Here is a 24,626-nt window from a genome sequence, read left to right as displayed (position 1 = left end):
GTATGCTTCGACTTGCGAGAAGTGACTCCTTCATCGAAGGACGTCTCCAAATCTTTAACGCGGCTTCGGCCGCGTTTTTTTTCGTCCCGATTTTGTTTGCGGTCGATTAAATCGCCCATGTATTTGCGCGATGTTAGGGCGCACCGCTCGCTAGGCGAGCAATGCGGCCTGCTGTTCGATGCCATCGAGCATCGCCTCGCATTGTCGGATTAGCGCATACCCCGCGTTACGCAACTGCTCCGGCGACCTCTCGGCAATGACGCGGCGATAAGCTTCGAGCACCTGTACGAGCGGCGGATACTGCAGCACGCTCGCCGCCCCCATCACCCGATGCAGCCACTCGTGCACACTCCCCGTGTCCGCACGTTCGAGTAACGTCGCCAGCGCGTTGAGGTCGTCGCGCATCGACGAGACGAATGAATCCAGCAATGCCTTGACCGTCGACTCGCTTCCCCATATCTGCGTCATGCATGTCAGGTCGACGGGCACGATCGGTTCAGCACCGACGCGCTGCGTGCCCTGCCGCTCGCCGTCAGTGCCAAACCAGCGGCTCAGGTAGTCGCGCAGCGTGGCGAGCCGCGTCGGCTTGATCAAACTGTCGTCCATGCCGGCTTCGCGGCACAGAGTCAGGTCGTCGGGCGCGGTATTCGCCGTGATGCCGAGGATCGGCAGACGCTGCGCGCCGCCCCGCATCGCCTCCGCTTCGCGGATACGACGGGTCAGTTCGTAACCCGACAGGTTCGGCATGTGGCAGTCGGTAATCAAACAGCCATAGTTCGTGCGCTCCAGCGCGGCGAGCGCTTCGGCGCCGTCGTTGGTGACGTCGCACGCGAACCCCAGCAGGGCGAGCTGATGACGGATCAACTCCTGATTGACTGGATGGTCTTCCGCGACAAGGATCAGCCGCCCGCTCGCGAGCGCGCGTTCGCGATCGGGCGGCGGCGCGATGCCATCGGTCGTGAACGGCACGCCTACCGCGCGCGATGCCATCGGGGCCACCGACGACAACCCCGTCATCGCGGCTGCACACGCGGCGCCCAGGCCGCGCCACGAAATCGGATTGATGCTGACGCGCACCTTGTCGTCGAGGACGCGGTAACCCGTCGGCTTCGGTTTTTCGGTCAGCGTGACGATGCGCGCTTTTGTGCCGATATGTGCCGGCAACGTGACATCCTCGCCGACGAACAGCAGATCCGCGCGGCTCAGTACGGAGCTTTTGCCCAGCGTCGCCGCATCGGCCGACAGGCTGCGCAGTTCGAGCCCGAGCGCCTCGCCGAAGTGTGCGAGGGCCCGGCCGACGCATGGATCTCGCGTGATCACCACGCCGAGTTTTCCGCACAGACCATTGATCGAATAGCGCTGCTCGACGATCGGCATCGTCAGCCGCACGATCATGCTCGTGCCGCGACCAGATTCGCTGTGCAATGTGAGCGTGCCGCTCATCAGGTCGATCAGCTTGCGGCAGATCGTTAGCCCAAGGCCCGTGCCGCCGAAGCGCCGCGTGGTGGACGACTCAGCCTGCACGAACGGCTCGAACAGACCCGCCTGCACATCCGGCGCGATGCCGATGCCGGTGTCCCGAACGGTCAGCTCCAACGTCTGCGAAGCCGAGCGGTCTTCGACGACCGCTACGCTCACACCCACCTCGCCCTTCGGCGTGAACTTGATCGCATTGCCGAGCAGGTTGAACAGAATCTGGCGCAGACGCACGCTGTCGCCACGGAGCGTCGCAGCGGCGTTGCTCGCGATGTCCACGCGCACTTTCAGCCCTTTTTCGTGAGCGCGCCCCGCGAGCAGGCCGACCGCGTTATCGACGAGCTCGCGTAGATCGATCGGCTCGGCCTCGAGCGTGAGCCGCCCCGCCTCGATCTTCGAATAATCGAGCAAATCATCGAGAATCTGCAGCAGCGCGCCCGCCGACTCGTGAATCATGCCGAGCATTTCGCTCTGATCGGTACTGAGCGGCGTGCGCTCGAGCACTTCGACGAGACCTAGCACGCCGTTCATCGGGGTGCGGATTTCGTGGCTCATCATCGCGAAGAAGTTGTCCTTCGCGCGCGATGCCGCCTCGGCCGCATCGCGTGCTCGCGCGAGTTCCTCCGAACGCGCGCGCTCGACGCTCGCGTCGACCCAATAGCCGCTCCAAACTACGCTGCCGTCGGCTTCGCGCCGCGGCACCAGCTCGGCTCGCACCCACTTGAGGTGACCGGCGCTTCCGAGGCGGAACTCCATATGCACCGGGGTGGCACAACTCGCGGAACGCTCGAGCTCGGCAAGAACGAGCGGCCGATCCAGCTCGGACACGCGCTCGAAATCGACTCGCGCCCCATCCGGCGAATCACTGTCGCCGAACAGATGTCGCGCGTCGCCGCCGATGTACGGGAAGGAATACGCACCGGACGGCGAGCGCCGCATCTGGAACACGACGGCCGGCAACGAGCGTGTGACGTCGAACAGACGTCGTTCGGTTTCGCGCGCGCGCATTTCGGCGCGCCGGATGTCGGTGATGTCGACCATCGTGCCGAGCACGTACGCCGGCTGCCCATCGCCGCCTTCACAGACACTCGTCCAGAAAATCCCATGCCGCGACTCGCCAGCGCCATCCTCGAACTGGAGTTCGACTTTAGCGATGCCGCCGCCGCGCAGCAGCTCGCGCGTCATGTCGTCGAGCACGCGGCTATTGGCGTCGCCCCATGTGCCGACCTCGGCCGTCGTACGCCCGAGCACGTCCTTCCGCTCCAGCCCGCACGCCCTCTCATAAGCCTCGTTGATCGCGATGTACCGCCCGTCCAGGCCTTTCGCGATGAGCGGATACGGCACCGTCTTCATCATCGTTTCCTGGAAGTTCAATTGCAGCGCGAGTTCGCGCTCGGTCTGCTTGCGCAGCCGGACTTCGCGTTGCAGCAGCACATACGCGCGCAACGTGACCAGCAGCACGACACCGATGCCGATCAGCACCGGCAGCAGCCGCACCGCTGTCACGCTCCATACCGCGTTGTCCGGCGCGGCCGGGCTCACCCACTTGCGCCGGATGCGCTGCTTTTCGGCTGCCGGCATCGCTTGCAACGCGCGATCGATCAGCTTGACGAGCGGGCTCAGGTCCTCGCGGACGGCAAGATACAACGAGTCGGATTCACCGAGCGAGTCGAGCACTCTGAGTGCACCGGCGTAGTGCTGCGGCAGTTGCACGTTGATAGCGGCAGCATTGCCGACCAGCACGTCGGCCTCGCCGCTCGCGACCATGCGCATCGCCTCGCCCAGGCTCCCCGCGACGACGATGTGATCGACCGGCACCGCTTCCAATGCGAGCGGCACCGAACCCGCTACGTGCGGCGACATCACGACGCGGCACGACGTGATGTCGTCGAACCAGCATGGAGTCGGCACGCCGCTGCGCCCAGCGACCACCAGCGGATCGCTCTCGTACACGCGGCTATGGTCGGCGCCCACCAGAAGCGCACCACGACTCGATGTGGAGGACAGCATCGCGAGGTCGCCGCGCTGGAACGCGTCGACGGTGGCCGCCCAGTCGGCCGTGCGCGCCCGGTTGAACACGACACCGAGCGTGCTGCTCAGGTACGCGAGGTAATCGGCGGTTAGACCGACGGGGCGACCCGCGGCGTCAACGTAGCTGAACGGCGCCCAGTCGTCGTCGAAGCCGATTTGCAACGGCGGCAGCGCACGCAGCCAGTTCTTTTCTTCCGGCGTCAGCGTGAACCGTGATGCACCCGGCACGGGCGCCGCGTTGAAGTTGCCGGACAGCCAGCGCGCGCGTATCGCGGCGGCCTCGGCGGGATTCATCGACACGAGCCCGCGGTTCAGTTGATCGCGCAAGGCAAGCTGGCGAGGCGATACCGCAAAGCGCAAATCGAGCGCTTTGCCGCCTTGCTCGAACGCTACGCGAAGATTGCGATACGCGTCAGTCGACAGTTCATATTGCACCACAGGCGTGAAGCCGAAGTAGACGTCGGCATCGCCATTCAGTACCGCGTTCAGCGCTTCGTGCGTGCTCGCGAACGAGACGATCTGCGCGCGAGGAAAACCGGCGCGCAGCAGACGCTCACGCGCAAAACCGCGCTCGATCGCGATACGCGCGCCGGCGAGGTCGGTGGGTTTCACATACCGGGCGTCGTCGCGACGCACGACGGCCGAGGCGAACGAGTGGAAGTAGGGTGCCGTAAAGCCGAGGCAGCGCTCGCGCTCCGGCGTGCGCGCGATGCTCGTCAGCAGGTCGACCTCGCCGGCGCAAGCCGCGGCGACCAGCTTGGCCATGTCGGGAAAGCTCTTCGTCTCGATAACGACGTTCGGCCCCACGAGCGCGCGCAACAGGTCGCCACTGACGCCGGCGAGCTGGCCGCCCCTCGGGATATCGAATGGCGGCCAGCCGCCTTCGAGCATGCCGACGGTCAGTTTGGCAGGAAATGCAATGGGTGACGCGGCGGAAGAACCTGCTCGCACCGAGGAGATGACGGGCGACTCAGACGCAGCGCCAGAAGGCGCGGCTATACAGACCGCGTGGGTAGCCGCCAGCAGACATAACGCAAGCCGACGCATCATTGAGTGGCGCGGCGAGCGCGGCCTCAGACACCGCAACAAACGCCGCAGCAACATCAGCGCCGCCTTGCCGTGAGAATCGGCGTCGACCGGAAGTGGTGAGTACCGTCCCTCGCTCACGAAACGTCACCCTGTCCGTCCGCCAACGACACGGCGGACGAATCGGCTCGACCATCCAGAAACGAAAACAGCACGCCAGCCGCGATCGCGCCGGCCAACGGCGCGGCCCAAAACAGCCACAACTGGTCCAGCGCCCAGTTGCCGACGAACACTGCCTGCGCTGTCGAGCGGGCGGGATTGACCGCTCCATTGGTGACCGGAATAGACACCAGGTAGACGAGCATCAGACATGCGCCGGTGATGAACGGCGCAACCCTTGCCAACTCTTTCCGAACGACGACCAGCAGGCAGGTCCCGACAAACACGAACGACAGCACGACTTCCACGACGAGCGCCGAATGCAATGGATAGTCTGCGGGCGAATGAGCACCGAAACCGTTCGCCGCGAATTCACTCGCGGCGAGTTCGAAACCTGGCCGGCCGCTGGCAACGTAGGCGAGAAGCGCCGCGGCGACTATTGCTCCGCCGATTTGCGCGGCGATATAGGGCAACAGATCGCGTACCGGAAAGCGCTGCGCGACCGTCAGGCCGATGGTAACGGCAGGATTGAAATGCGCGCCGGAGATCTTGCCGAATGCATAGCCGCCAGTAGCGAGCGCAAGCCCGAACGCCAACGACATCTGCAACGCGCCACTAGCCTGCAGTATGCGTGTGGTGTCCAACACCGTACTGCCGCAGCCGACGAACACGAGCCATGCCGTACCCACGCCCTCGCTCCACAATCGCTTGCCTAGCGCAACCATCTCTACCCCATCCGTCAAGTACGAGGTACAGACACCGAACGATCGCGCGAAGAGGTCTGCACCGGATTCCCCTGATCCATTGCTAGTCGGATCACGAACTAGCCACAGCGGCAGTTGCGGCGCAAGGCGCGCAATGACCGGCGGCGGCCAGGATTATTGGATGCCTCCCAAGCCACGCCAATCAGATAAGTCTGATAAGAGCTACGTCAAAACCGTCGAAAGCAATAGTTTGTGACCATTGCGGCGCCTCATATCAGCCCAATCTGAGTGGCGTAGTTGATCAGGTCGGCTTCTGTTTCCAGTCCGAGCTTGCGCATCGCGCTGCGTTTTTGCGTGCTGATGGTTTTGTCGCTACGTCGCAGACGCGTGGCGATCTCGTGCACCGCGAGACCTCGCACATACAGTTGAAACACCTCCCACTCGCGTGCGCTCATCGCACCGCCGCGCCGGGGCGGCGCAGGCTCCGCGGCCGTGAGTGCGGCACGAACCTGTTCCGATAGATGGGTGCCCCCGGCGGCAACCGCTTCGATCGCGTCGATCAATGCGTCCACGGCGTCGCGCTTGTCGACGATTCCAGTCACACCGATATTGCGCAAGCCGGCCAACACATGCGCGCGCCCAATCATGGTCAGCACGACCACGTGGGGATGCGGCGTGCGCCGAAGTAGCCGACGCAATAGCGGCACCGCGCTGGCGTCTCCGTCGAGTCCCGGCATACCGATGTCCGACACGACGACGTCGCATGCGCAGGCATCGAGCAGCTTCGCGAGACCGTGCGTGTCGGCAGCTTCGCCGACAATTTCGATATTCGGCTTGTCGCGCAGCAGCGATCGGACGCCCGCGCGAATGGAGTCGTGATCGTCCGCCACGACGACGTGAATCTTGTTTGTCATTCTGTTCCGTGACTTTTTTGTGGTGTCGATCGGCATACCGCACCAGATGTGTCTCCCCGGTTATGCCGATCTATTCGCCGCACCCATGCGCAGCAGGTTGCCGTCCGGTTAGCGGACCTGACCAAGCCGTTCTGGCACTACTCCATGCTCGACCGCGAAGCGAAACAGTTCGGCGTCGCTATTCAGCGACAGCTTGCGCATGGCCATGCACTTCTGTGCACTGATCGTCTTCACACTACGTCCCAGCCGCGTGGCGATTTCCGTGACGCCGAGTCCTGACGCGTACTGCGTAAATACCTCGAGCTCGCGACGAGACAAGGTGGCGCGCACGAAGTCGAGACGTTGCGCCAACGTTACGTCGGCCAGCATGGCGCGCACCGCCGGACCGACATAACATTCGCGCGCGAGCGCCATGACCAGTGCCACATGGATCAGATCGATCCGATCACGTTTGCTCAGCAGTCCATCCACGCCGAGCGACATCACCTTGCGCAGCGTCGCTGCTTCCGTTTCCATTGTCAGGATCACGAGCGCCACGTTGGGATAGCGCGCCTTCAACTGCCTGACGAAGTCGAACCGGTTTTCGTTGTGCCCTCCTGGCATGTAAAGGTCCATCAGAACGAGATCGCAAGGACTTCGATCGACTTCGATCAATAGTTCGGCGACATCCGACGCACGGCCAACCACCTTCAGGTTGGGGTAGTTGCCAATCAGATTTTCTATAGCCAGCAGAACCAGCGGATGATCGTCCGCAATGATCGTTCGAACAGGCGGGCCTGATGCAGCCATGAGGTTCATCTTCTGGCGCTCCTCGATACTTTCATTTCCCGACACCTTGTTATGTGTGACCGGCGCTCATGCAATGGTCGACCATTTCTTTTGCGACAAACATCAGAGCGCTCTGAAATGGACCGGGCAACGGCGTGCCCGATACTTAGTTTTCCGATTCGAGGAGGAGCGAGCCGCAGGCGCGCACACAGGAAAAAAGCGCGGGGTCGTCGCTGACGCCCAGTCGCGCCATCGCTTCGCGCTTTTGCCGACTCACCGTGCGGCGATGGCAGCCGAGCGCCGCCGCGATCTGCACGATGGACTCGCCGCTGACGAGCCTGCGCACGATGTTGGTCTGCCGCTTCGATAGCAGCAGCGCCGACACGAACTGACCGTTGTCCGGCTGCGAACGCTCGAGCGTTTCGACCACCGAGCGGCCCAGGTAGCGCGCGCCGCGCGCAGTGTCGCAGACGGCTTGCGGCAGTTCCTCGAGAGAATCGGCTTTGCCGACCACGCTGGTTGCGGCATCAGCGGCGACGACGCGCAACATCGCGGCATTCGTCTGCCCGGTCACGACGACGACGCGCAATGACGGCCACTCGCCGCGAATGCGCCGGATCAGGGCGGGTCCGTCGCCAATCTCGCCGGCGGGTTCCGGCATGGAAAGATCGACAACGAGCACGTCGCACGGTGTGTGTTGCAGCAATGCGATCAACGCAGTGGGCGTCTGCGCCTGACCGACGACAGTCAGACCTTCGTGCACCTCCAGCGTCGATTTCAGGCCAAGCAGGATGAACGGATGATCGTCCGCCAGAATGATTCGAAGATTTGTCACGATTAGTCTCGCTCGTTATAGGAATGGTCGGAATGCTTGCAGGGATGACTATGCAGGCGGCAGGCGTCGAACTTCGTCGCGTCAGTCAAGCGACGTGCCGGAAAAGCCATCTGATCACCCTCGCAAATTCACGACAATCGGAGCGTTCCTAATCCGGTGTACTAATCGGGATAATTTATAGTCCTACCGAGCAATTGCGCACCGCTCTTCGAATCAAATCAAAATCAATTCGGAAACGCAGAGGGGGCGCTGCTTGCCCCATGTCTCACGCCGCATCACAAGCACGCGTCGCGCGCATCGCACGGGTCGACGCGGCGCGCGGAAACACCGGCAACGCGAGCAACGCACAGGCGCTCGCCACCGTCCAGACCAGCGGCCATGCTCCGATGGACAGCAGCGGCGGAATCGCGAGTGGCGTCACGAACAGCGTGAGAAACACGCAGGTGTTGCCCATTGCGAGCGCGGTGCCCGCGCGGCGCGTACCGGCGAGCGACGCGAGTTCGGTGAACGCGACGCCGTGCCACGCCGACGCGCTAACGCCGCCGAGCACAATCATCAGCGCGAACAGCGCGACTGCCCCGGCGCGATGCATGCCGACGATCCCGGTCGCGAGCGCGAGCAGCACGAACAGCACGGCGGTCAACAGACTGCATGCCCGCATATATGCGCGACGGTTGCCGCGCCGGTCGGTCCACGCGCCGCTCCAGACCCGCGCGATCGCGGCGCCGGTCTGCACCGCGGCCATCGTCGCGCTGATCGCGAACACGCCGGCATGCCCGAAGTCGTGCAGGAACACCGTGCCGAACGTGATCACGGCAATCTGCGGCACGCACAGCGCGCCCGCGCCGAGCGCGACGCGCCAGATCGCGATGTCGCGCAATGGCGAACGCATCGGCGGCGGCGCGCCGACGTTCGAAGCGTCAACGCTGCGCCCGCTGGCTGCCGTAGTCGCGCGCGCTCCTTTGACTGCCGACGTATCGTCCGCATGCGTGGGCTCGTGCAGCCAGCGCCACGCGAACCATGCGGTGATCGCGCACGCCAACGCCAGCACCGCATAGGCGCTCGCAAAACCGAAGTGCGAGGCGAGCACCGGCAGCACCAGGGCGCCGAGCCCACCTCCCGCCGGCACGGCGGTTTGGCGGATGCTCATCGCGAGACCGCGCTCGCCTTCGCGAAACCACGCCATCACCGCTCGGCCGCTCGATCCGTTGACACTGCCGCCCAGCAGTCCGACCAGCAGCAGCCCGAGCGCGAGCGGGACGATGCCGGGCACCTGCGCGCCGCCCGGCGACACGAACAGCGCGAGACCGGCGAGCGCGGCCGCGGTCGACAGCAAGCCGAGCAGCAGCACGCGACGATCGCCCCAGCGGTCGGTCAACAGCCCCCAGGGCAATTCGCTGACCGCAATGCCGAGCCCGAGCATGCCGAGCACGAGGCCGAGTCCGTGGTTGCCGAGCTGGTAGTCCGAGCGCAGGAACACTGCCGTCGTCGGAATTCCCGAAAATGCCGCCGAAAAGCTCGTATTCGCGGCAAAGCCCACGCCCAGCACCTTCCAGCGATGCCGCGCGTCGCGCTCGCCGGCGCCGCGCGACGCTGTCATAGATCCGTTTTCCATCACACCCTCCGTGTCATTCGGGGTATGCTACGGCTGGGTTTTCCATCGGAAAAGCCGGAAATTTAGATCACTGTCATCGGAAAAACCGAATCATGAGCCAGCGTGGTTTCGACCTTGCACAGTTGCGGACCTTCGTCGCCGTCGCCGAATCGGGCGGGGTGTCGACGGGCGCCGAGCGCGTGTTCCTGTCCCAGTCGTCGGTCAGCGAGCAGTTGAAGAAGCTCGAGGAGCGCGCCGGCCAGCCGCTCCTCGTGCGTGGCCGCCAAGGTGTGAACCCGACGCCCGCGGGCGAGCGTCTGCTCGAGCACGCGCGCCGCATCATCGCGATGAGCGAAGCGGCCTTCGACGACCTGCAAGGCCGCTCGCTCGACGGCGAGCTGCGCATCGCGATCACCGACTACTATCGGCCGCACGACATCGCGCGCATCCTCAAGACGTTTTCGGAACAGCATCCGCGGCTGAAGCTGCACGTGACGGTACTGCCGAGCGCGGTGATCGACAGCGGCGCGGACGATCACGCGTCGTTCGACATCGGTTTGTCGGCACGGCTCGTCATAGGCCAGCCGCGCGCACGCAGCGCGGGTGCCGGCTCCGGTACCGCGAGCATCGTCGTGCGGCGTGAAAAGCTGCTATGGGCCAGTTGCGCCGATGCCCCCACCCGCCCCGCCGCGCCGTACCAACTGGTGCTGCTGCCGACGACCTGTCAGTTGCAGCGCTTCGTCGTCAAGCTGCTCGACGAACACAAGGTAGCGTACGTGGTGTCGCATTCGGCGTCGGGCGTCGCGGGCCTGCAGCTCGCGTTGAAGGCGGGGCTCGGGATTTCCTGTCTGAACGAGTCGTCGCTCGGCGGCGGCGTGGTGGCGTGCGCCGCGAACATCGGCTTGCCGCCGCTGCCCGCCATCGAATTTCATCTGCTGCCGGGGCGTCCGGGAGAAAGCGAACTGGTCAGCAATGCACGTGATGCGCTCGTGCGGCTCTTCGCATGACGCCCACCGGCGTTTGCACAAAAGTGAAAGCACGCGAATGAGATGCAGATCCAGGCACAAATAAAAATTCACAGCAAAATTTATCGATCGACATCAGCTGATCACATTCACCTGATGCATTGACATCGATAAGCCGCGGCACAACAAAATCCGCCGCGCCGAGGCCTGCATCCGTGCCAGTCCGCGATTATCGGAACGCCTGCTTACCTTTGTATTCTCTAATTGACGGGCCCGATAAATTGTTGCAGGCTGCTACCGGATATCACTCGCTTTTCAGCGCCTCATGCGTCGCTCATTGGAGCCCGAAAGCCGCCGTCCCAGGCGCATCCAGCGCGGATCATTTGTCGCAGATCAAAGTTTTTGCCGGACAATTGCATCATCATTGCGCTTCTGTAGTTCGCGGTCCCGAACAAGCCCGTTCCGAATAGCGGTTAATAGCAAGTCAATTAAAAGCAGCTAGTCCCGAGATGCGTCGTTTCCAGATTCATAAGTGAATCCGCCCACACGCGCCGGGTATATAAATCGAGCGATAAGAACGTTCTCCAACGAGGCCCGGTGTGTATCGCAAAACTATCGGCTCTGCGGTCCTGTTCGTGCTGTGCGCGCTTCAAGCGCTATGGAGCGGCGCGGCGGTTGCGGCCACCGACGCGTCCAGCGCGATGCCCCCGTCGATGGACCAGCGCATCCGCGCCTGCACCTCGTGTCACGGCGAGCAGGGCCAAGGCCGCAAAAACGACTACTTCCCGCGCATCGCCGGCAAGCCGGCCGAGTACCTGTTCAATCAGCTGATCGCGTTTCGCGACGGCGGCCGCACCTATCCGCCGATGGGCTATCTGCTCGCGTTCCTGCCCGACGACTACCTGCGTCAGATCAGCGAGTATTTCGCGGCCCTGCAGCCGCCCTATCCCGAATCCGACCGCGCTACCCTGTCGCCGAAGCTGCTTGCTGCCGGTGAAAAACTCGTGACGCATGGCGACCCGGCGCGCGGCATACCGGCGTGCATCGCCTGTCACGGCGCGCGCATGACCGGCACGCAGCCGGGCATTCCGGGCCTGCTCGGCTTGCACGCGAGCTATATCGCCGGGCAGATGGGCACGTGGCGCTCGGGTACCCGCCACGCGCTCGCGCCGGACTGCATGCGCACGATCGCGCTCAAGCTGAACGACAACGACATCGCCGCGGTATCGAACTGGCTCGCGCGCCAGCCGCGCCCCGCCGACCCCCGGCCCGCACCGGCATCCGCCGAGCGGTTGCCCCTCGCTTGCGGGAGCCAACCGCAATGAAGCGGACACTTCGCCCGTCCGGTTGGCTGCGCCCGGCAAGCATGGCTAGCGTCCTTGCGATCGGCAGCCTCGCGCTCGCGTTGCTGCTCGATGGACCACTCGCGACGACGGCCCATGCCGCGACCGCCGCGCCCCAAGGCGCGGAATCGACTACCACGGCTGGAACCAGTCCCGACACCCGCCCTGAGATCGTCCGACGCGGCGAATACCTGGCGCGCGCGGGCGACTGCATTGCGTGTCACACCGCGCCGCGCGGCCGGCTGTTCGCCGGCGGCCTCGCAATGGAAACGCCGTTCGGCACGCTGTACTCGCCGAACATCACGCCTGACCCGCAGTACGGCATCGGCACGTGGAGCGAGGAAGCGTTCTTCAAGATGATGCGCACCGGCCGCAAGCCGGACGGCGCGCCGATCTATCCGGCGATGCCGGTCGCCCAGTACACGAAGGTCACGCGCGAGGACTCGAACGCGATCTTCGCGTTCCTGAAGACCGTCGAGCCCGTGCGTCAACCGAATCACCCGCACACGCTGCGCTTCCCGTTCAATCAGCGCGATCTGCTGTACGGCTGGCGCACGCTGTATTTCCACGAGGGTGAGTTCAAGCCCGACCCGACCAAATCGGTCGAATGGAATCGCGGCGCGTATCTGGTCGAGGGGCTCGGGCACTGCACGATGTGCCACACGCGCATCAACATGCTGGGCGGTTCATCGCCGCGCGAGCAGTTCGCGGGCGGGCTGATTCCGGTGCAGAACTGGTACGCGCCGTCGCTGACTTCGGACAAGGACGGCGGCCTCGGCGACTGGAGCATCCAGGACATCGTCGATCTGTTGCAGGCAGGCATCTCCAACCGCGGCGCCGTCTACGGCCCGATGGCCGAGGTCACCTATCACAGCCTGCAGCATCTGAGCGAGGAAGACATCCGCGCGATGGCCGTCTATCTGAAGTCGCTGCCTGACCAGGGCGGCCGCAAGACCGGCCCGAGCGCGACGCCGAACCCGAAGGTGTTCGCGCTCGGCAAGCAGATCTATGCGGACAAGTGCGCGATCTGCCACGGCGACAATGGCGAAGGACAGTTGCCGCACTACCCGCCGCTCGCGGGCAACCAGTCGATCGAAATGGACTCGGCCGTCAATCCGATCCGCATCGTGCTGAACGGCGGCTTCCCGCCAGGCACGAAACGCAATCCGCAGCCGTTCGGCATGCCGCCGTTCGGCCAGGAGCTGAACGACGCCGAAGCGGCCGCCGTCGTCACGTTCATCCGCACCGCGTGGGGCAATCACGGGCTGCCGGTGTCGGCCCGCGAGGTCAACGAGCTGCGCAAGGCGCCGCTGCATTGAGTTGCCGTCCCGACAGCGCTATACGAAAGCGCCGCATAGGAGAACCATCGACATGAAAGCGAACGACCCGCCCAGCGCCGCCCCGCCGACCGACGACGAAGTCGAACACGTCGTCGCGGCCGGTCCGCGCGGCGCGATCGCGCTGGCCGGCGTCGCCACCGTCATCGTGATGCTGATCTGGTTCGCCTTCTACTTTTTCGCGTTTCTGCCGCGCGGCATCATCCACTGACCATGTCGACCGACTCTTCTCATCAACCGGGTAGCGGCCACGCGGTCGCATTGCGCGCCGAGCGGCGCTGGGCCATCTTCGCGGTCGCGATGATCGTGCTGATGCTAGCCGTTGTCGTGTTCGTGGGCGTGCATTGGTCGATGATGCCGCCGTCGCGCGTCGAGACGATCGATCCGTCGCGCCTGCAGCTATCCGGCGAATTCGCCGAGGACAATCTCGGCAGCGCGGTGCAGCCGGACGGCTCGGTGATCGTGCGCTTCGTCGCGCAGCAGTACTCGTTCACGCCGCAATGTCTGCTGGTGCCCGCCGATACGCCGATCACGATCCGCACCACCAGCGCCGACGTCGTGCACGGCCTGCTCGTCACCGACACCAACATCAACACGATGATCGTGCCCGGCTACGTCGCGACGCTGAACACGCAGTTCGACCATCCCGCCGATCACGCGATGCCGTGCCACGAATTCTGCGGCTTCGGCCATCAGACGATGTGGGCGCACGTGAAGGTGATCGACAAAGCCGCCTTCTTCGAGCAGGCACGACAATCACGGAGACTGAGCTGTGTTCCACGCTAAGCGACTCGTACTCGCGCATTTCTGGCTCGCCTTCATCACGTTCGCGATCGCGCTATGCCTCGGCGCATGGCAGATGCTGGTGCGCAGTCCCCTGTTGCCGTGGATCGGCGATCCAGAGCTGTACTACCGTTCGGTGACCGCGCACGGCACCGTGATGGCCTACGTGATGCCGACGCTGATCGCGATGGCCTTCGGCTACGCAATCGTCGAACTCTCGCTTGGGCAGCGCCTCGTCGGCCTCAAATGGGCGTGGGCCGCCTTCATCATGCTGGGGGTCGGCGCCGTGATGGCGATGGTGCCGGTCGCGCTCGGCAAGGCGTCGGTGCTCTACACGTTCTATCCGCCGATGATCGGCAGCCCGTTCTACTATCTCGGCGTCGTGCTCGTGGTGGTCGGCTCGTGGATCTGGGTCGCGCTGATGCATGTGAACCTGCGGATCTGGAAGCGTGCGAACCCGGGCAAGCCTGTGCCGCTCGCGATGTTCGCGAACGTCGCGGGAGCGTACCTGTGGGCCTGGACCGCGGTCGGCGCGGCGCTCGAGATCCTGTTCCAGATCCTGCCCGTCGCACTCGGTTTCGCCCATACGATCGACGCCGGCCTCGCGCGCGTGCTGTTCTCGTGGACGCTGCACGCGATCGTCTACTTCTGGCTGTTTCCGGCTTACATCGCGTTCTACACGCTGGTGCCACGCTCGATCGGCGGACGGCTCTACAGCGACTCGATGGCACGCGTGTCGTTCATCCTGTTCCTCGTGTTCGCGATGCCGATCGGCATCCATCACCTGTTCGTCGACCCGCAGGTCGGCGCTGGCTTCAAGTTCCTGCATGCGGTATTCACCGGCATGGTGTCGGTGCCGACGCTGCTGACCGTGTTCACGATCTGCGCGTCGGTGGAAATCGCCGGCCGGCTGCACGGCGGCAAGGGCGCGCTCGGCTGGCTGACCGCGTTGCCGTGGAGCAACCCGATCATGCTGGCGGTCGCGTTCTCATTCGTGATGCTCGGCTTCGGCGGCGCGGGCGGCCTCATCAACATGAGCTATCAGCTGAACTCGACCGTGCATAACACGCAGTGGGTGACCGGCCACTTCCACCTGATTTTCGGCGGCGCGATCGTCATCATGTACTTCGTGATCGCATACGAACTGTGGCCGCAACTGACCGGCCGCGCGATCGGGTCGGCGAAACTGATGCGCACGCAATTGTGGCTGTGGTTCATCGGCATGATGGTGGTCACGATACCGTGGCATTGGGTCGGCCTGCTCGGCGCGCCGCGCCGCATGGCCTATTACGACTACGCGATGCCCGGCGTGCAGGGACAGGGCGTGTGGGTCGTCATGTCGGCGGTGGGCGGCCTGATCCTGCTGGTGTCCGGCCTGCAGTTCGTCTATATCCTCGCGAAATCGCAGTTCGGCCCCGTGGAAGAACCGCCGGCGTTCCGCTTCGCGGTCGCGGCGCACCCGGTCGAGCGCGTGCCGGTCGCGCTCAACGGCTTCGGCCTGTGGGTCGCGCTGATGATCGGGCTCACGGTCGTCAATTACAGCTTCCCGATCTTCCAGTTGCTCGGACTGCCGCAGACTTCGGTGCCGGCAGTCGTCGTCGGAGCGTCGCGATGAACGAAGAACGCCTGTTCACCCTGCGCAATCCGTGGTTCGTGTGGAGCGTCGGCGGCACGCTCGGGGTTGCGATCGTCGGCATTCTGATCGGCTTCGTATGGCTGCCGTCCGCGAGTAGCGCGTTCGGCGACCTCAGTCTGTGGGCGAGGATTTGCGGCGCCGCCGGCGTGCCGTCGAGCTGGTACAGCGGCAATGAGAAGAGCCAGGTACCGAGTGACGTCGTCGTCTTACCGCCTTCCGGCGCGAATCACCCGTTGGCGGATTCGATCGGCCGCGGTGCGACGCTTGCGAATCAGCACTGCTCGATGTGCCACGGCGTGCTCGCTACCGTGCAGGTCACCGCGCCTCCGCTAGCCGGACAGTACGCCGACGTGATCTACAAGGAAATGCGCGACTTTCAGAGCGGCCAGCGGCCAAGCGCGGTCATGCAGCCGATCGTCGCGGGACGCAGCGATCAGGATCTGAACGATCTTGCGGCCTACTACGCGTCGCTCCCGCGCGCTCCTGCGGCCGAGAAAACCCGGGCCGGCGAAGCACCCGATCCGATTGCAGTCAGGCTCGTGATGCAGGGCGATCCGCAACGCAATATCGCGCCGTGCGCGGCGTGCCATGGCCAGCTAGACCGCAAAGGCGCGGCACCGTGGCTCGGCGGACTGTCGGCGGCCTATCTGACCGCGCAGTTGCAAGCGTTCGCTTCGGGCGCTCGGCACAACGACATCAACGAGCAGATGCGCCATGTCGCGCGGCAGATGACGCCCGAGGAAATGGACGCCGTGTCGAGGTATTACGCGGCCATGCAGTAGTGGGAAGATGCGCGGTGACGCAGCGCAACGGCTCGCGTCACGCCGTGACCTATTCGCTATCGCGGTCGGGCTCGTGATGCAGGGCCACCCGCGACGCAATATCGGACCTTGCGCCGCGCGTCACGGCCAACTCGATCTCAAGAACCCGGCGCCGTGGCTGGGCGACAATCAACGGCTTATCTGACCGCGCAGTTGCAGGCGTTCGCTGCGGGCGCGGCGCAACAACATCGACTCGCAGATGCGCAACCTCGCGCGGCTGATGGCGTCCTAGCAAGTCGACGCCGTGGTGAGGTATTAGGTAGCCATCCAGTAGAGAGACTGTGAGAAGTTGCGCGGTGATCCCGCGCAACGGCTCGCATCACGCCGCGACGAACTCGCTCTCCAGGCTCCGCTCGCGGGCAACCCCGGCCAGCTTCGCGCCTGGCGCCGAAACACCGCCGCGCGACTCGCTGCCAGTCCGGAACACCGCCACCGCCGCCGACAGGCGCCGAGCCTGATCTTCCAGCGAACTCGCCGCTGCGGCCGCCTGCTCGACGAGCGCCGCATTCTGTTGCGTGACCTCGTCCATCTGACCGACCGCGCGATTGACCTGATCGATGCCGGTGCTCTGTTCGAGCGCTGCCGCCGCGATCTCGTTCATGATCGAACTGACGCGCGCGATCGCGCCGACGATGTCGTTCATCGTCCTACCCGAGCGTTCGACGAGCTGCGAGCCCTGCTCCACGCGCGCGGTCGACGCATCGATCAAGCCCTTGATCTCCTTGGCCGCCGCCGCGCTGCGCTGTGCGAGCGAGCGCACTTCGCTCGCGACGACCGCGAAGCCGCGTCCCTGCTCGCCGGCGCGCGCCGCCTCGACTGCGGCGTTCAGCGCGAGGATGTTGGTCTGGAACGCGATCCCCTCGATCACACCGACGATATCGGCAATCCGCCGCGAATCGTCGACGATGCCGTGCATCGTGCCGACCACCTGCTCGGTCAACTCGCCGCCCTGCGCGGCCAGCGTCGAGGCGCCCTGTGCGAGCGTGCTTGCCTGCTTCGCGTTGTCGGCCGTCTGCTTGACCGTCGAGGTCAGCTCTTCGATGCTCGCGGCCGTTTCCTCGAGCGCCGCGGCCTGCTCCTCGGTGCGTTGCGACAGATCGGCGTTGCCCGCCGCGATCTCGCTGACGCCGGTATCAATCGATTCGGTGCCTTGACGAACCGCGTTGACGGTCGCGATCAGCGACTCCTGCATCTTGCGCAGCGCAGCCGCGAGACGCCCCATTTCGTTGCCGCCGAGCACTTCGACGCGGCCGCTGAGGTCGCCGTTGGCGATACGCTGGAACTGAGCGATCGTCGCATCGACCGGCGTGACGATCGCGCGCACGAGCACGAAGCGGGCGAGCAAGCCGCCGACCAGCGACAGCCCAATGCCGATCGCCACCGCGGTGCTGATCGCGTAAAACAGGTCCTGCGCATCCTTATAGCGCTGCGCGCCATGATCGAGCTGCAACTGCTCGAGCGCGAGCATCGCCTTCTCGTACGCGCTGTACAGCGACGGCAGCTTATGCGCCTGCAATTGCTGGAAGGCGTTGGTGTCGCTCGACTTCAGCGCGGCGAGCGTCGGATCGACGCCATCGCGCAGAAACGCGTCGCGCTTTTGCTGCATGTCGGCGATCAGACGCTGCTCATCGGCATCCGTGCCCGCATGGCTCAAATAGTGGGCAAGCCGCTCGTCAGAAGCTTTGCGGTACTGGTCGAAGCGCTTGAGCACGGCGCTCGCGCCGTCCTGATCGTTCAGAGCCACGAGCGACGCATAGGTCGCGAGCGCCAGACGCAGGCGCAGCAACTGGCCGGAGCTGCCTTCCAGGTCGGCGACGGCGGGCGTGTCGACCGTGTACATCTGTTGCAGCGACGCGTTCGACGAGCGCAGCGACAACAATCCCGCGGCCGCGCCGAGCAGCAGCGTGATGCCGAAGAACACGATCATCAGGGTGAGGCTGGTGCGAATCGACAGTTTTTTCAACATCGGACTGCTCTCCTTGGGCTGCCCGGCCGATGGTTCCGTATCGCTAACGATAGCTGCATGGCCACGCAGGCTGCGCCCACGCCGTTCGGCCCGGTCCGCAACTTGTCTGAAAATTAAGCAAACAGCACATTGAGGACAACGGCGTATCGGTCGAAAACTTTATGGTTGATCGCTCGCCCGGCTTGCGTTACATCAATAGAGTTTCGAAGCCCGTTTGCTGCAGCTCGTCTGTCGAAGCCCCTTCCAGCCCGGAGCGCGCCCATGTCGGAAATCGGTTCGGCCGTACTCGTATTCGCGCTGCTGCTGATCGCCACCGGTCTCGGCGTCGGGGTGCGGCCGCTGCTGCCCGAGGAGCACAAGGCGCATGAGACCGTACAGCTCGTGCAACTCGTGATCGGCATGCTGGTGACGTTCGCCGCGCTGGTGCTGGGTTTGATGACGGCATCGGCGAAATCGAGCTTCGACACCGCGTCGAACGATATGCGCAGCTATGCGGCCGAACTGATCGAGTTCGACACGACGCTGCGCGAGCTCGGCAGCTCAGCCGACGAGTCGAGGCGCCTGTTGCGCCAGTACACGGCGGCGGCGATCGCGTCGACGTGGCCGCGCGAGCCCGCGCCAAGCGGCGACTATCCACGCGATCTCGGCCCGCCCGACAATTCGCAGCGACTCGAAAACGTGCGTCTGGGCGACATGCTCACCACGGTGGGGCGGCAATTGCGACAACTGCGCACGCAGGACGCGTTGCAGCAACGCGCGCTCGATGACGCGTTGATACAGTACCGGCGCGTCATCGACGCGCGCTGGAAAATCATCGAGGAAGGGCACAGCTCGATTTCGCAGCCGTTCTTCAAGACGCTGACGTTCTGGCTAGGCGTGATCTTTCTGAGCTTCGGGTTGATCGCGCCGCGTAATGCGTTGGCGCTGGTGACGATCACGCTGGGGGCGGTGTCGATTGCTTCGGCGGTTTATGTGATCGTCGATCTGGACTCGCCGTTCACTGGGCCGATCGTGATTTCGAGTCTGCCGTTGCGCGATACGTTGGAGCATTTGAGCAGGTGAGCTTTGGAGGGAAGGCTCCGTGCGCACGTGCGGCGTAAAAGATGCCGGCAAACAGAAAGGCCCGCTCTGCTGGCAGAAGGCGGGCCTTTCTCGTTGTGTCGATCAGCGGGACGCTGGCCGGTTTGGCATGGAGCCGGAACGGTCAGAACGGGATATCGTCGTCCATCTCGTCGAAGCCGCCGCCAGCCGGCGCGCTCGGACGGCTCGCGCCGCCACCGCCGCTGCCGCCACGCGAGCCGCCGCCCGACGACATGCCGCGACCACCGCCGCCGCCGCTACGCTCCGACGGTTCGCCACGGCTGTAACCGCCTTCATCGCCGCCACCCATCGACGCGCCGCCACGGCCGCCGAGCATCTGCATTTGTTCCGCGACGATTTCGGTCGAGTAACGATCGGTGCCGTCCTGCGCTTGCCACTTGCGCGTGCGGATGCGCCCTTCCAGGTACACCGACGAGCCCTTCTTCAGATATTCCGCCACGATTTCCGCGAGGCGGCCGAAGAACGCGACGCGGTGCCACTCGGTGGCTTCCTTCATCTCGCCCGACGCCTTGTCCTTGTAGCGGTCCGTCGTTGCAAGGCGGATGTTCGCCACTGCGTCACCGCTCGGAAGATAGCGGACTTCCGGATCGGCGCCGAGGTTGCCGACCAGAATGACCTTGTTCACGGATGCCATGAATTTCTCCTGTTGATTCCTGTTGCAGGCGGCGCGGCACTACGCGGTTCGCGTCCCATGGCCGGCAGGCCCGAGACCAGAAGAGCGCCTCTGCCCGCCGCCGGGTGAGTTCTGGATGATTCGGGAAGTGCCCCGAGTACGCTGTGTTACGCCTTGCGCGGCGGCTGTTTCATCTTTGCGGCGATTATAAGCCAGCAAAATACCAGCCCGGAGCAGGCGAAGAATACCGCGCTCTGGCCGTTCGCCTTCAGCAGCCAGCCGCCGATCATCCCGCCCAGCGCAAGACCGATCGACTGGGTGGTGTTGTACACGCCGGCCGCGGCGCCTTTACGGGTGCCCGGCGCGAGCTTAGACACCAACGAAGGCTGCGAGGCCTCGAGAATATTGAAGCCGAGAAAGTACACGAACAGGATCGCCGCCACACTCAGAATCGTATGCGGGGCAACGCCCAATAACAACTGGCCGATCAGGATAAGAGCGATCGCCGACAGCAGCACGATCTTCATCTTGCCGCGCTTCTCGGCGGCGATGATCGCCGGCACCATCATCACGAACGACAGCCCCATTACCGGCAGATACACCTTCCAGTGCGACGCGACCGGCAGGCCGCCCGCTTCGAGAATACGCGGCACGACGAGGAACAGCGCGGTTTGCGTCGCGTGCAGCACCAGCACGCCGAAATTCAAGCGCAGCAGCTCGACGTTGTGCAGCACTTCGGCGAACGGTGCGCGCACGTGCACCGGCTTCGGCGCATCGGGTACGACCCACAGCACGACACCGACCGCGAGGATCGCGAACACGCCGACCAGCGTGAAGAGCCCGCTCATGCCGAGCCAGTGGAACACGATCGGCGCACCGACGATCGCGACCGCGAACGACACGCCGATGCTGCCGCCGACCATCGCCATCGCCTTCGTGCGGTGCTCCTCCGCGGTCAAATCGGCGATGAACGCGATCACCGCCGACGACACCGCGCCCATCCCCTGAATCACCCGGCCGACGATGATCCACGTCATGTCGTGCGCGGCCGCCGCGACGAAGCTGCCGATCGCGAAGATCAGCAGGCCCGTCGCGATCACCGGCTTGCGGCCGACCTTGTCGGAGATCCAGCCGTAGAAGATGTAGAGCATCGACTGCGTGACGCCGTACGCGCCAAGCGCGATGCCGACGAGCAGCACGTTCTCGCCGCCCGGGATGGTCTTCGCGTAGATCGAGAACACCGGCATGATCATGAAGAGACCCAGCATGCGCAGCGCGAAGATGGCGGCAAGCGACACGGTCGCGCGCAATTCGGGCGCGCTCATGCGTGTGGAGATGGCGGACGGATTGGACATCGAAGCGTTGTTTGAATGAACCGGGCGGTGAGCCCGTGGGGACAGCCTTTACCGCCGGCGCAGTGGAGCAGGACGAACAGGTGGGCGGCCAGCCCCGGCATATCGGCAGGTCCGCGCCGACGCGACGCGCAAAGCCCGTGCCCTACCGCGCCCGCCGACGCTCGCCCCTCGCGGCATCTTGTACTCACGGAAAACGGCCCCAGCTACGCCTCTTTCCCGCTGTAAGCACGCCGTAACGGCGGTCTGGAAAAGTCGTTATAGTAGCAGGTTTGGCCTCTTTCCCTTTCCGCAGTTCATGGAATAGATCCGTGGAACAAATCCGTATTCGTGGGGCTCGCACCCACAACCTGAAGAACGTCAATCTCGACCTACCGCGTCACAAGCTCGTCGTTATCACGGGGCTTTCGGGCTCCGGCAAATCGTCGCTGGCGTTCGATACGCTGTATGCGGAAGGACAGCGGCGCTACGTCGAAAGTCTGTCGGCCTACGCGCGGCAGTTCCTGCAACTGATGGAAAAGCCGGACGTCGACCTGATCGAAGGGTTGTCGCCAGCCATCTCGATCGAACAGAAGGCGACCTCGCACAATCCGCGGTCGACGGTCGGCACCGTCACCGAAATCCACGACTATCTGCGTCTGCTATTCGCGCGCGTCGGCACGCCCTACTGCCCCGATCACGAGATTCCGCTCGAAGCGCAAAGCGTGTCGCAGATGGTCGACGCGGCGCTCGCGCTGCCTGAAGAAACGCGCGTGATGATCCTCGCGCCCGTCGTCAGCGATCGCAAGGGCGAGCACACGGATCTGTTCGAAGACATGCAGGCGCAAGGCTTCGTGCGCTTTCGCGTGCGCTCGGGCGGCGGCACCGCCAACGAAGGCACCGCGAAAATCTACGAAGTCGACTCGCTGCCGAAGCTGAAGAAGAACGACAAGCACACAATCGACGTCGTGATCGACCGTCTGCGCGTGCGTCCCGACATGAAGCAGCGTCTCGCCGAATCGTTCGAAACGGCGCTGCGTCTCGCCGACGGCCGCGCGATCGCGCTCGAAATGGATACGGACAAGGAGCATCTGTTCAGCTCGAAGTTCGCCTGCCCGATCTGCTCGTATTCGCTGCAGGAGCTCGAGCCGCGGCTGTTCTCGTTCAACAACCCGATGGGTGCGTGCCCCGAGTGCGACGGCCTCGGCCAGATCACGTTCTTCGATCCGAAGCGGGTGGTCGCGCATCCGTCGCTGTCGCTCGCGGCGGGCGCGGTGAAGGGCTGGGACCGGCGCAACCAGTTCTACTTCCAGATGCTGCAGAGCCTCGCGGCGTTCTACGACTTCGACATCGACACCGCGTTCGAAGACCTGCCGGAGAAAGTCCGCAAGATCCTGCTGTACGGTTCGGGCAAGCAGGAGATTCCGTTCTCGTACATCAACGAGCGCGGCCGCACGTCGGTGCGCGAGCACGTGTTCGAAGGGATCATCCCGAATCTGGAGCGGCGCTACCGCGAAACCGATTCGTCCGCGGTGCGCGAAGAGCTCGCCAAGTATCAGAACAACCAGCCTTGCCCGGCGTGCGCGGGCACGCGACTGCGTCGCGAGGCGCGCTTCGTGCGCATCGGCGCCGACAGCGACGCGCGCGGCATCTTCGAGATCAGCGGCTGGCCGTTGCGCGATGCGCTCGGCTACTTTCAGACGCTGCGCCTCGAAGGCTCGAAGCGCGAGATCGCCGACAAGGTCGTCAAGGAGATCGTCGCGCGACTGATGTTCCTGAACAACGTCGGGCTCGACTACCTGTCGCTGGAACGCAGCGCGGAAACGCTGTCGGGCGGCGAAGCGCAGCGCATTCGCCTCGCCTCGCAGATCGGCTCGGGGCTGACCGGCGTGATGTACGTGCTCGATGAACCGTCGATCGGCCTGCATCAGCGCGACAACGACCGGCTGATCTCGACGCTCAAGCATCTGCGCGATCTCGGCAATTCGGTGATCGTCGTCGAGCACGACGAGGACATGATCCGCATGGCCGACTACGTGGTCGACATGGGCCCGGGCGCCGGCGAGCACGGCGGCATGGTGATCGCCGAGGGCACGCCCAAAGAGATACAGAAGAACGCGGCGTCCCTGACGGGACAGTACATGTCGGGCGCGCGCACGATCGAATACCCGGACGAGCGCAAGGAACCCGACGAGCGGCACCTGCGCATCGTCGAGGCGCACGGCAACAATCTGCACAACGTGACGCTCGATCTGCCCGTGGGTCTTTTGACCTGCGTGACCGGCGTGTCCGGCTCGGGCAAGTCGACGCTGATCAACGACACGCTGTATCACGCGGTCGCGCATCATCTGTACGGCTCGGCCACGGAGCCGGCGCCGTACGAGTCGATCGAGGGCCTCGAGCACTTCGACAAGGTGATCAACGTCGACCAGTCGCCGATCGGCCGCACGCCGCGCTCGAATCCGGCAACCTACACGGGCCTTTTCACGCCGATCCGCGAGCTGTTCGCGGGCGTGCCGGCCGCCAAGGAGCGCGGCTACGATCCGGGCCGCTTTTCGTTCAACGTGAAGGGCGGGCGCTGCGAATCGTGCCAGGGCGACGGCGTGCTGAAAGTGGAAATGCACTTCCTGCCCGACGTGTACGTGCCGTGCGACGTATGCCACGGCAAGCGCTACAACCGCGAAACGCTCGATATCCAGTACAAGGGCAGCAACATCAGCGAAGTGCTCGACATGACGGTCGAGCACGCGTACGAGTTCTTCAAGGCCGTGCCGGTCGTCGCGCGCAAGCTGAAAACCCTACTGGACGTCGGTCTCGGCTATATTCGCCTTGGTCAGTCGGCCACCACGCTGTCGGGCGGCGAGGCACAGCGGGTGAAACTGTCGCTGGAACTGAGCAAGCGTGATACCGGTCGCACGCTATACATCCTTGACGAACCGACCACCGGCCTGCACTTTCACGATATCGCGCTGTTGCTGGAAGTCATACACCGGTTACGTGACCAGGGTAATACCGTCGTGATCATCGAACATAATCTCGATGTAATCAAAACCGCGGACTGGGTCATCGATCTTGGCCCCGAAGGCGGCGCCGGCGGCGGGCAGATCATCGCCCAAGGCACGCCCGAGCAGATCGCGAAGTCGAAGGCCAGTTTTACCGGAAAATATCTGGCGCCGCTGCTCAAGCGCGCCGCCAGTACAAAATAACGCTGCACTATCGAGGT

The 24,626-nt window shown here is 64.4% G+C and carries 18 protein-coding genes; 9 read left to right on the top strand and 9 right to left on the bottom strand.

The window, feature by feature from the left end; genetic code table 11:
- Positions 1-150: 150 nt before the first annotated feature.
- The 6 genes from GCT19_RS10590 to GCT19_RS10560 form a co-directional block, all read right to left on the bottom strand.
- Positions 151-4,557, bottom strand: coding sequence for an ATP-binding protein (locus GCT19_RS10590; RefSeq protein ID WP_408582376.1), 4,407 nt, complete (start codon positions 4,555-4,557; stop codon positions 151-153).
- 113 nt (positions 4,558-4,670) lie between these two features.
- Entirely contained in the window at positions 4,671-5,417 is a 747-nt protein-coding gene (gene aqpZ / locus GCT19_RS10580) for an aquaporin Z (protein ID WP_018434652.1), read from the bottom strand.
- Between the two features lie 248 nt (positions 5,418-5,665).
- Positions 5,666-6,310 carry a response regulator transcription factor gene (locus GCT19_RS10575; protein ID WP_018434653.1) on the bottom strand — a complete coding sequence of 215 codons (645 nt, stop codon included), beginning with the start codon at positions 6,308-6,310 and terminating at the stop codon, positions 5,666-5,668.
- A 108-nt stretch (positions 6,311-6,418) separates the two neighbouring features.
- The gene (locus GCT19_RS10570) at positions 6,419-7,108 is read right to left on the bottom strand and encodes a response regulator transcription factor (RefSeq protein ID WP_018434654.1); all 690 of its coding nucleotides are present in this window, start codon (positions 7,106-7,108) and stop codon (positions 6,419-6,421) included.
- Positions 7,109-7,244: 136 nt separating this feature from the next.
- Complete coding sequence (locus tag GCT19_RS10565; protein WP_321576783.1) at positions 7,245-7,913, bottom strand: response regulator transcription factor; 669 nt, start codon at positions 7,911-7,913, stop codon at positions 7,245-7,247.
- A 265-nt stretch (positions 7,914-8,178) separates the two neighbouring features.
- Complete coding sequence (locus GCT19_RS10560; RefSeq protein WP_152851827.1) at positions 8,179-9,528, bottom strand: MFS transporter; 1,350 nt, start codon at positions 9,526-9,528, stop codon at positions 8,179-8,181.
- A gap of 92 nt (positions 9,529-9,620) precedes the next feature.
- Between GCT19_RS10560 and GCT19_RS10555 the strand changes: the two genes are divergently transcribed.
- The 7 genes from GCT19_RS10555 (at position 9,621) to GCT19_RS10530 (ending at position 16,353) form a co-directional block, all read left to right on the top strand.
- Positions 9,621-10,514: a LysR family transcriptional regulator gene (locus GCT19_RS10555; RefSeq protein WP_152851826.1), complete on the top strand. Its 894-nt coding sequence runs from the start codon at positions 9,621-9,623 to the stop codon at positions 10,512-10,514.
- Positions 10,515-11,071: 557 nt separating this feature from the next.
- Positions 11,072-11,797 (top strand): c-type cytochrome, encoded by a 726-nt coding sequence (locus tag GCT19_RS10550; protein WP_018434658.1) that lies wholly within the window; start codon positions 11,072-11,074, stop codon positions 11,795-11,797.
- Positions 11,794-13,134 (top strand): c-type cytochrome, encoded by a 1,341-nt coding sequence (locus GCT19_RS10545; RefSeq protein ID WP_152851825.1) that lies wholly within the window; start codon positions 11,794-11,796, stop codon positions 13,132-13,134. The genes GCT19_RS10550 and GCT19_RS10545 overlap by 4 nt, the downstream gene beginning before the upstream one ends.
- A gap of 52 nt (positions 13,135-13,186) precedes the next feature.
- Positions 13,187-13,363: a hypothetical protein gene (locus tag GCT19_RS42680; RefSeq protein ID WP_013088348.1), complete on the top strand. Its 177-nt coding sequence runs from the start codon at positions 13,187-13,189 to the stop codon at positions 13,361-13,363.
- A gap of 2 nt (positions 13,364-13,365) precedes the next feature.
- Positions 13,366-13,938 (top strand): cupredoxin domain-containing protein, encoded by a 573-nt coding sequence (locus GCT19_RS10540; protein ID WP_026228523.1) that lies wholly within the window; start codon positions 13,366-13,368, stop codon positions 13,936-13,938.
- On the top strand, positions 13,925-15,550 hold the full coding sequence (locus GCT19_RS10535) for a b(o/a)3-type cytochrome-c oxidase subunit 1 (protein WP_184249024.1): 1,626 nt from the start codon (positions 13,925-13,927) through the stop codon (positions 15,548-15,550). Before GCT19_RS10540 ends, GCT19_RS10535 begins: the two co-directional genes overlap by 14 nt.
- Positions 15,547-16,353, top strand: a complete 807-nt coding sequence (locus tag GCT19_RS10530) for a c-type cytochrome (protein ID WP_018434663.1) — start codon at positions 15,547-15,549, stop codon at positions 16,351-16,353. Before GCT19_RS10535 ends, GCT19_RS10530 begins: the two co-directional genes overlap by 4 nt.
- A 358-nt stretch (positions 16,354-16,711) precedes the next feature.
- Here the strand turns inward: GCT19_RS10530 and GCT19_RS10525 are convergent, their stop codons facing one another.
- The gene (locus GCT19_RS10525) at positions 16,712-18,358 is read right to left on the bottom strand and encodes a methyl-accepting chemotaxis protein (RefSeq protein WP_152851824.1); all 1,647 of its coding nucleotides are present in this window, start codon (positions 18,356-18,358) and stop codon (positions 16,712-16,714) included.
- A gap of 261 nt (positions 18,359-18,619) precedes the next feature.
- Here GCT19_RS10525 and GCT19_RS10520 point away from each other — a divergent pair, with 261 nt between their 5' ends.
- Positions 18,620-19,420, top strand: coding sequence for a bestrophin-like domain (locus GCT19_RS10520; RefSeq protein WP_018434666.1), 801 nt, complete (start codon positions 18,620-18,622; stop codon positions 19,418-19,420).
- A 142-nt stretch (positions 19,421-19,562) separates the two neighbouring features.
- On the opposite strand, the gene GCT19_RS10515 is transcribed toward GCT19_RS10520, so the two are convergent.
- On the bottom strand, positions 19,563-20,093 hold the full coding sequence (locus GCT19_RS10515) for a single-stranded DNA-binding protein (RefSeq protein WP_152851823.1): 531 nt from the start codon (positions 20,091-20,093) through the stop codon (positions 19,563-19,565).
- A gap of 146 nt (positions 20,094-20,239) precedes the next feature.
- Positions 20,240-21,427 (bottom strand): MFS transporter, encoded by a 1,188-nt coding sequence (locus GCT19_RS10510; protein WP_152851822.1) that lies wholly within the window; start codon positions 21,425-21,427, stop codon positions 20,240-20,242.
- A gap of 308 nt (positions 21,428-21,735) precedes the next feature.
- Here GCT19_RS10510 and uvrA point away from each other — a divergent pair, with 308 nt between their 5' ends.
- A complete protein-coding gene (uvrA, locus tag GCT19_RS10505; RefSeq protein WP_176136925.1) occupies positions 21,736-24,609 on the top strand; it encodes an excinuclease ABC subunit UvrA in 2,874 nt (957 codons plus the stop codon).
- The last annotated feature ends 17 nt before the right edge of the window (positions 24,610-24,626 follow it).

Source organism: Paraburkholderia atlantica, assembly GCF_009362785.1.
GTDB lineage: Bacteria > Pseudomonadota > Gammaproteobacteria > Burkholderiales > Burkholderiaceae > Paraburkholderia > Paraburkholderia atlantica.
This window is presented reverse-complemented; position numbering and strand designations above follow the sequence as displayed.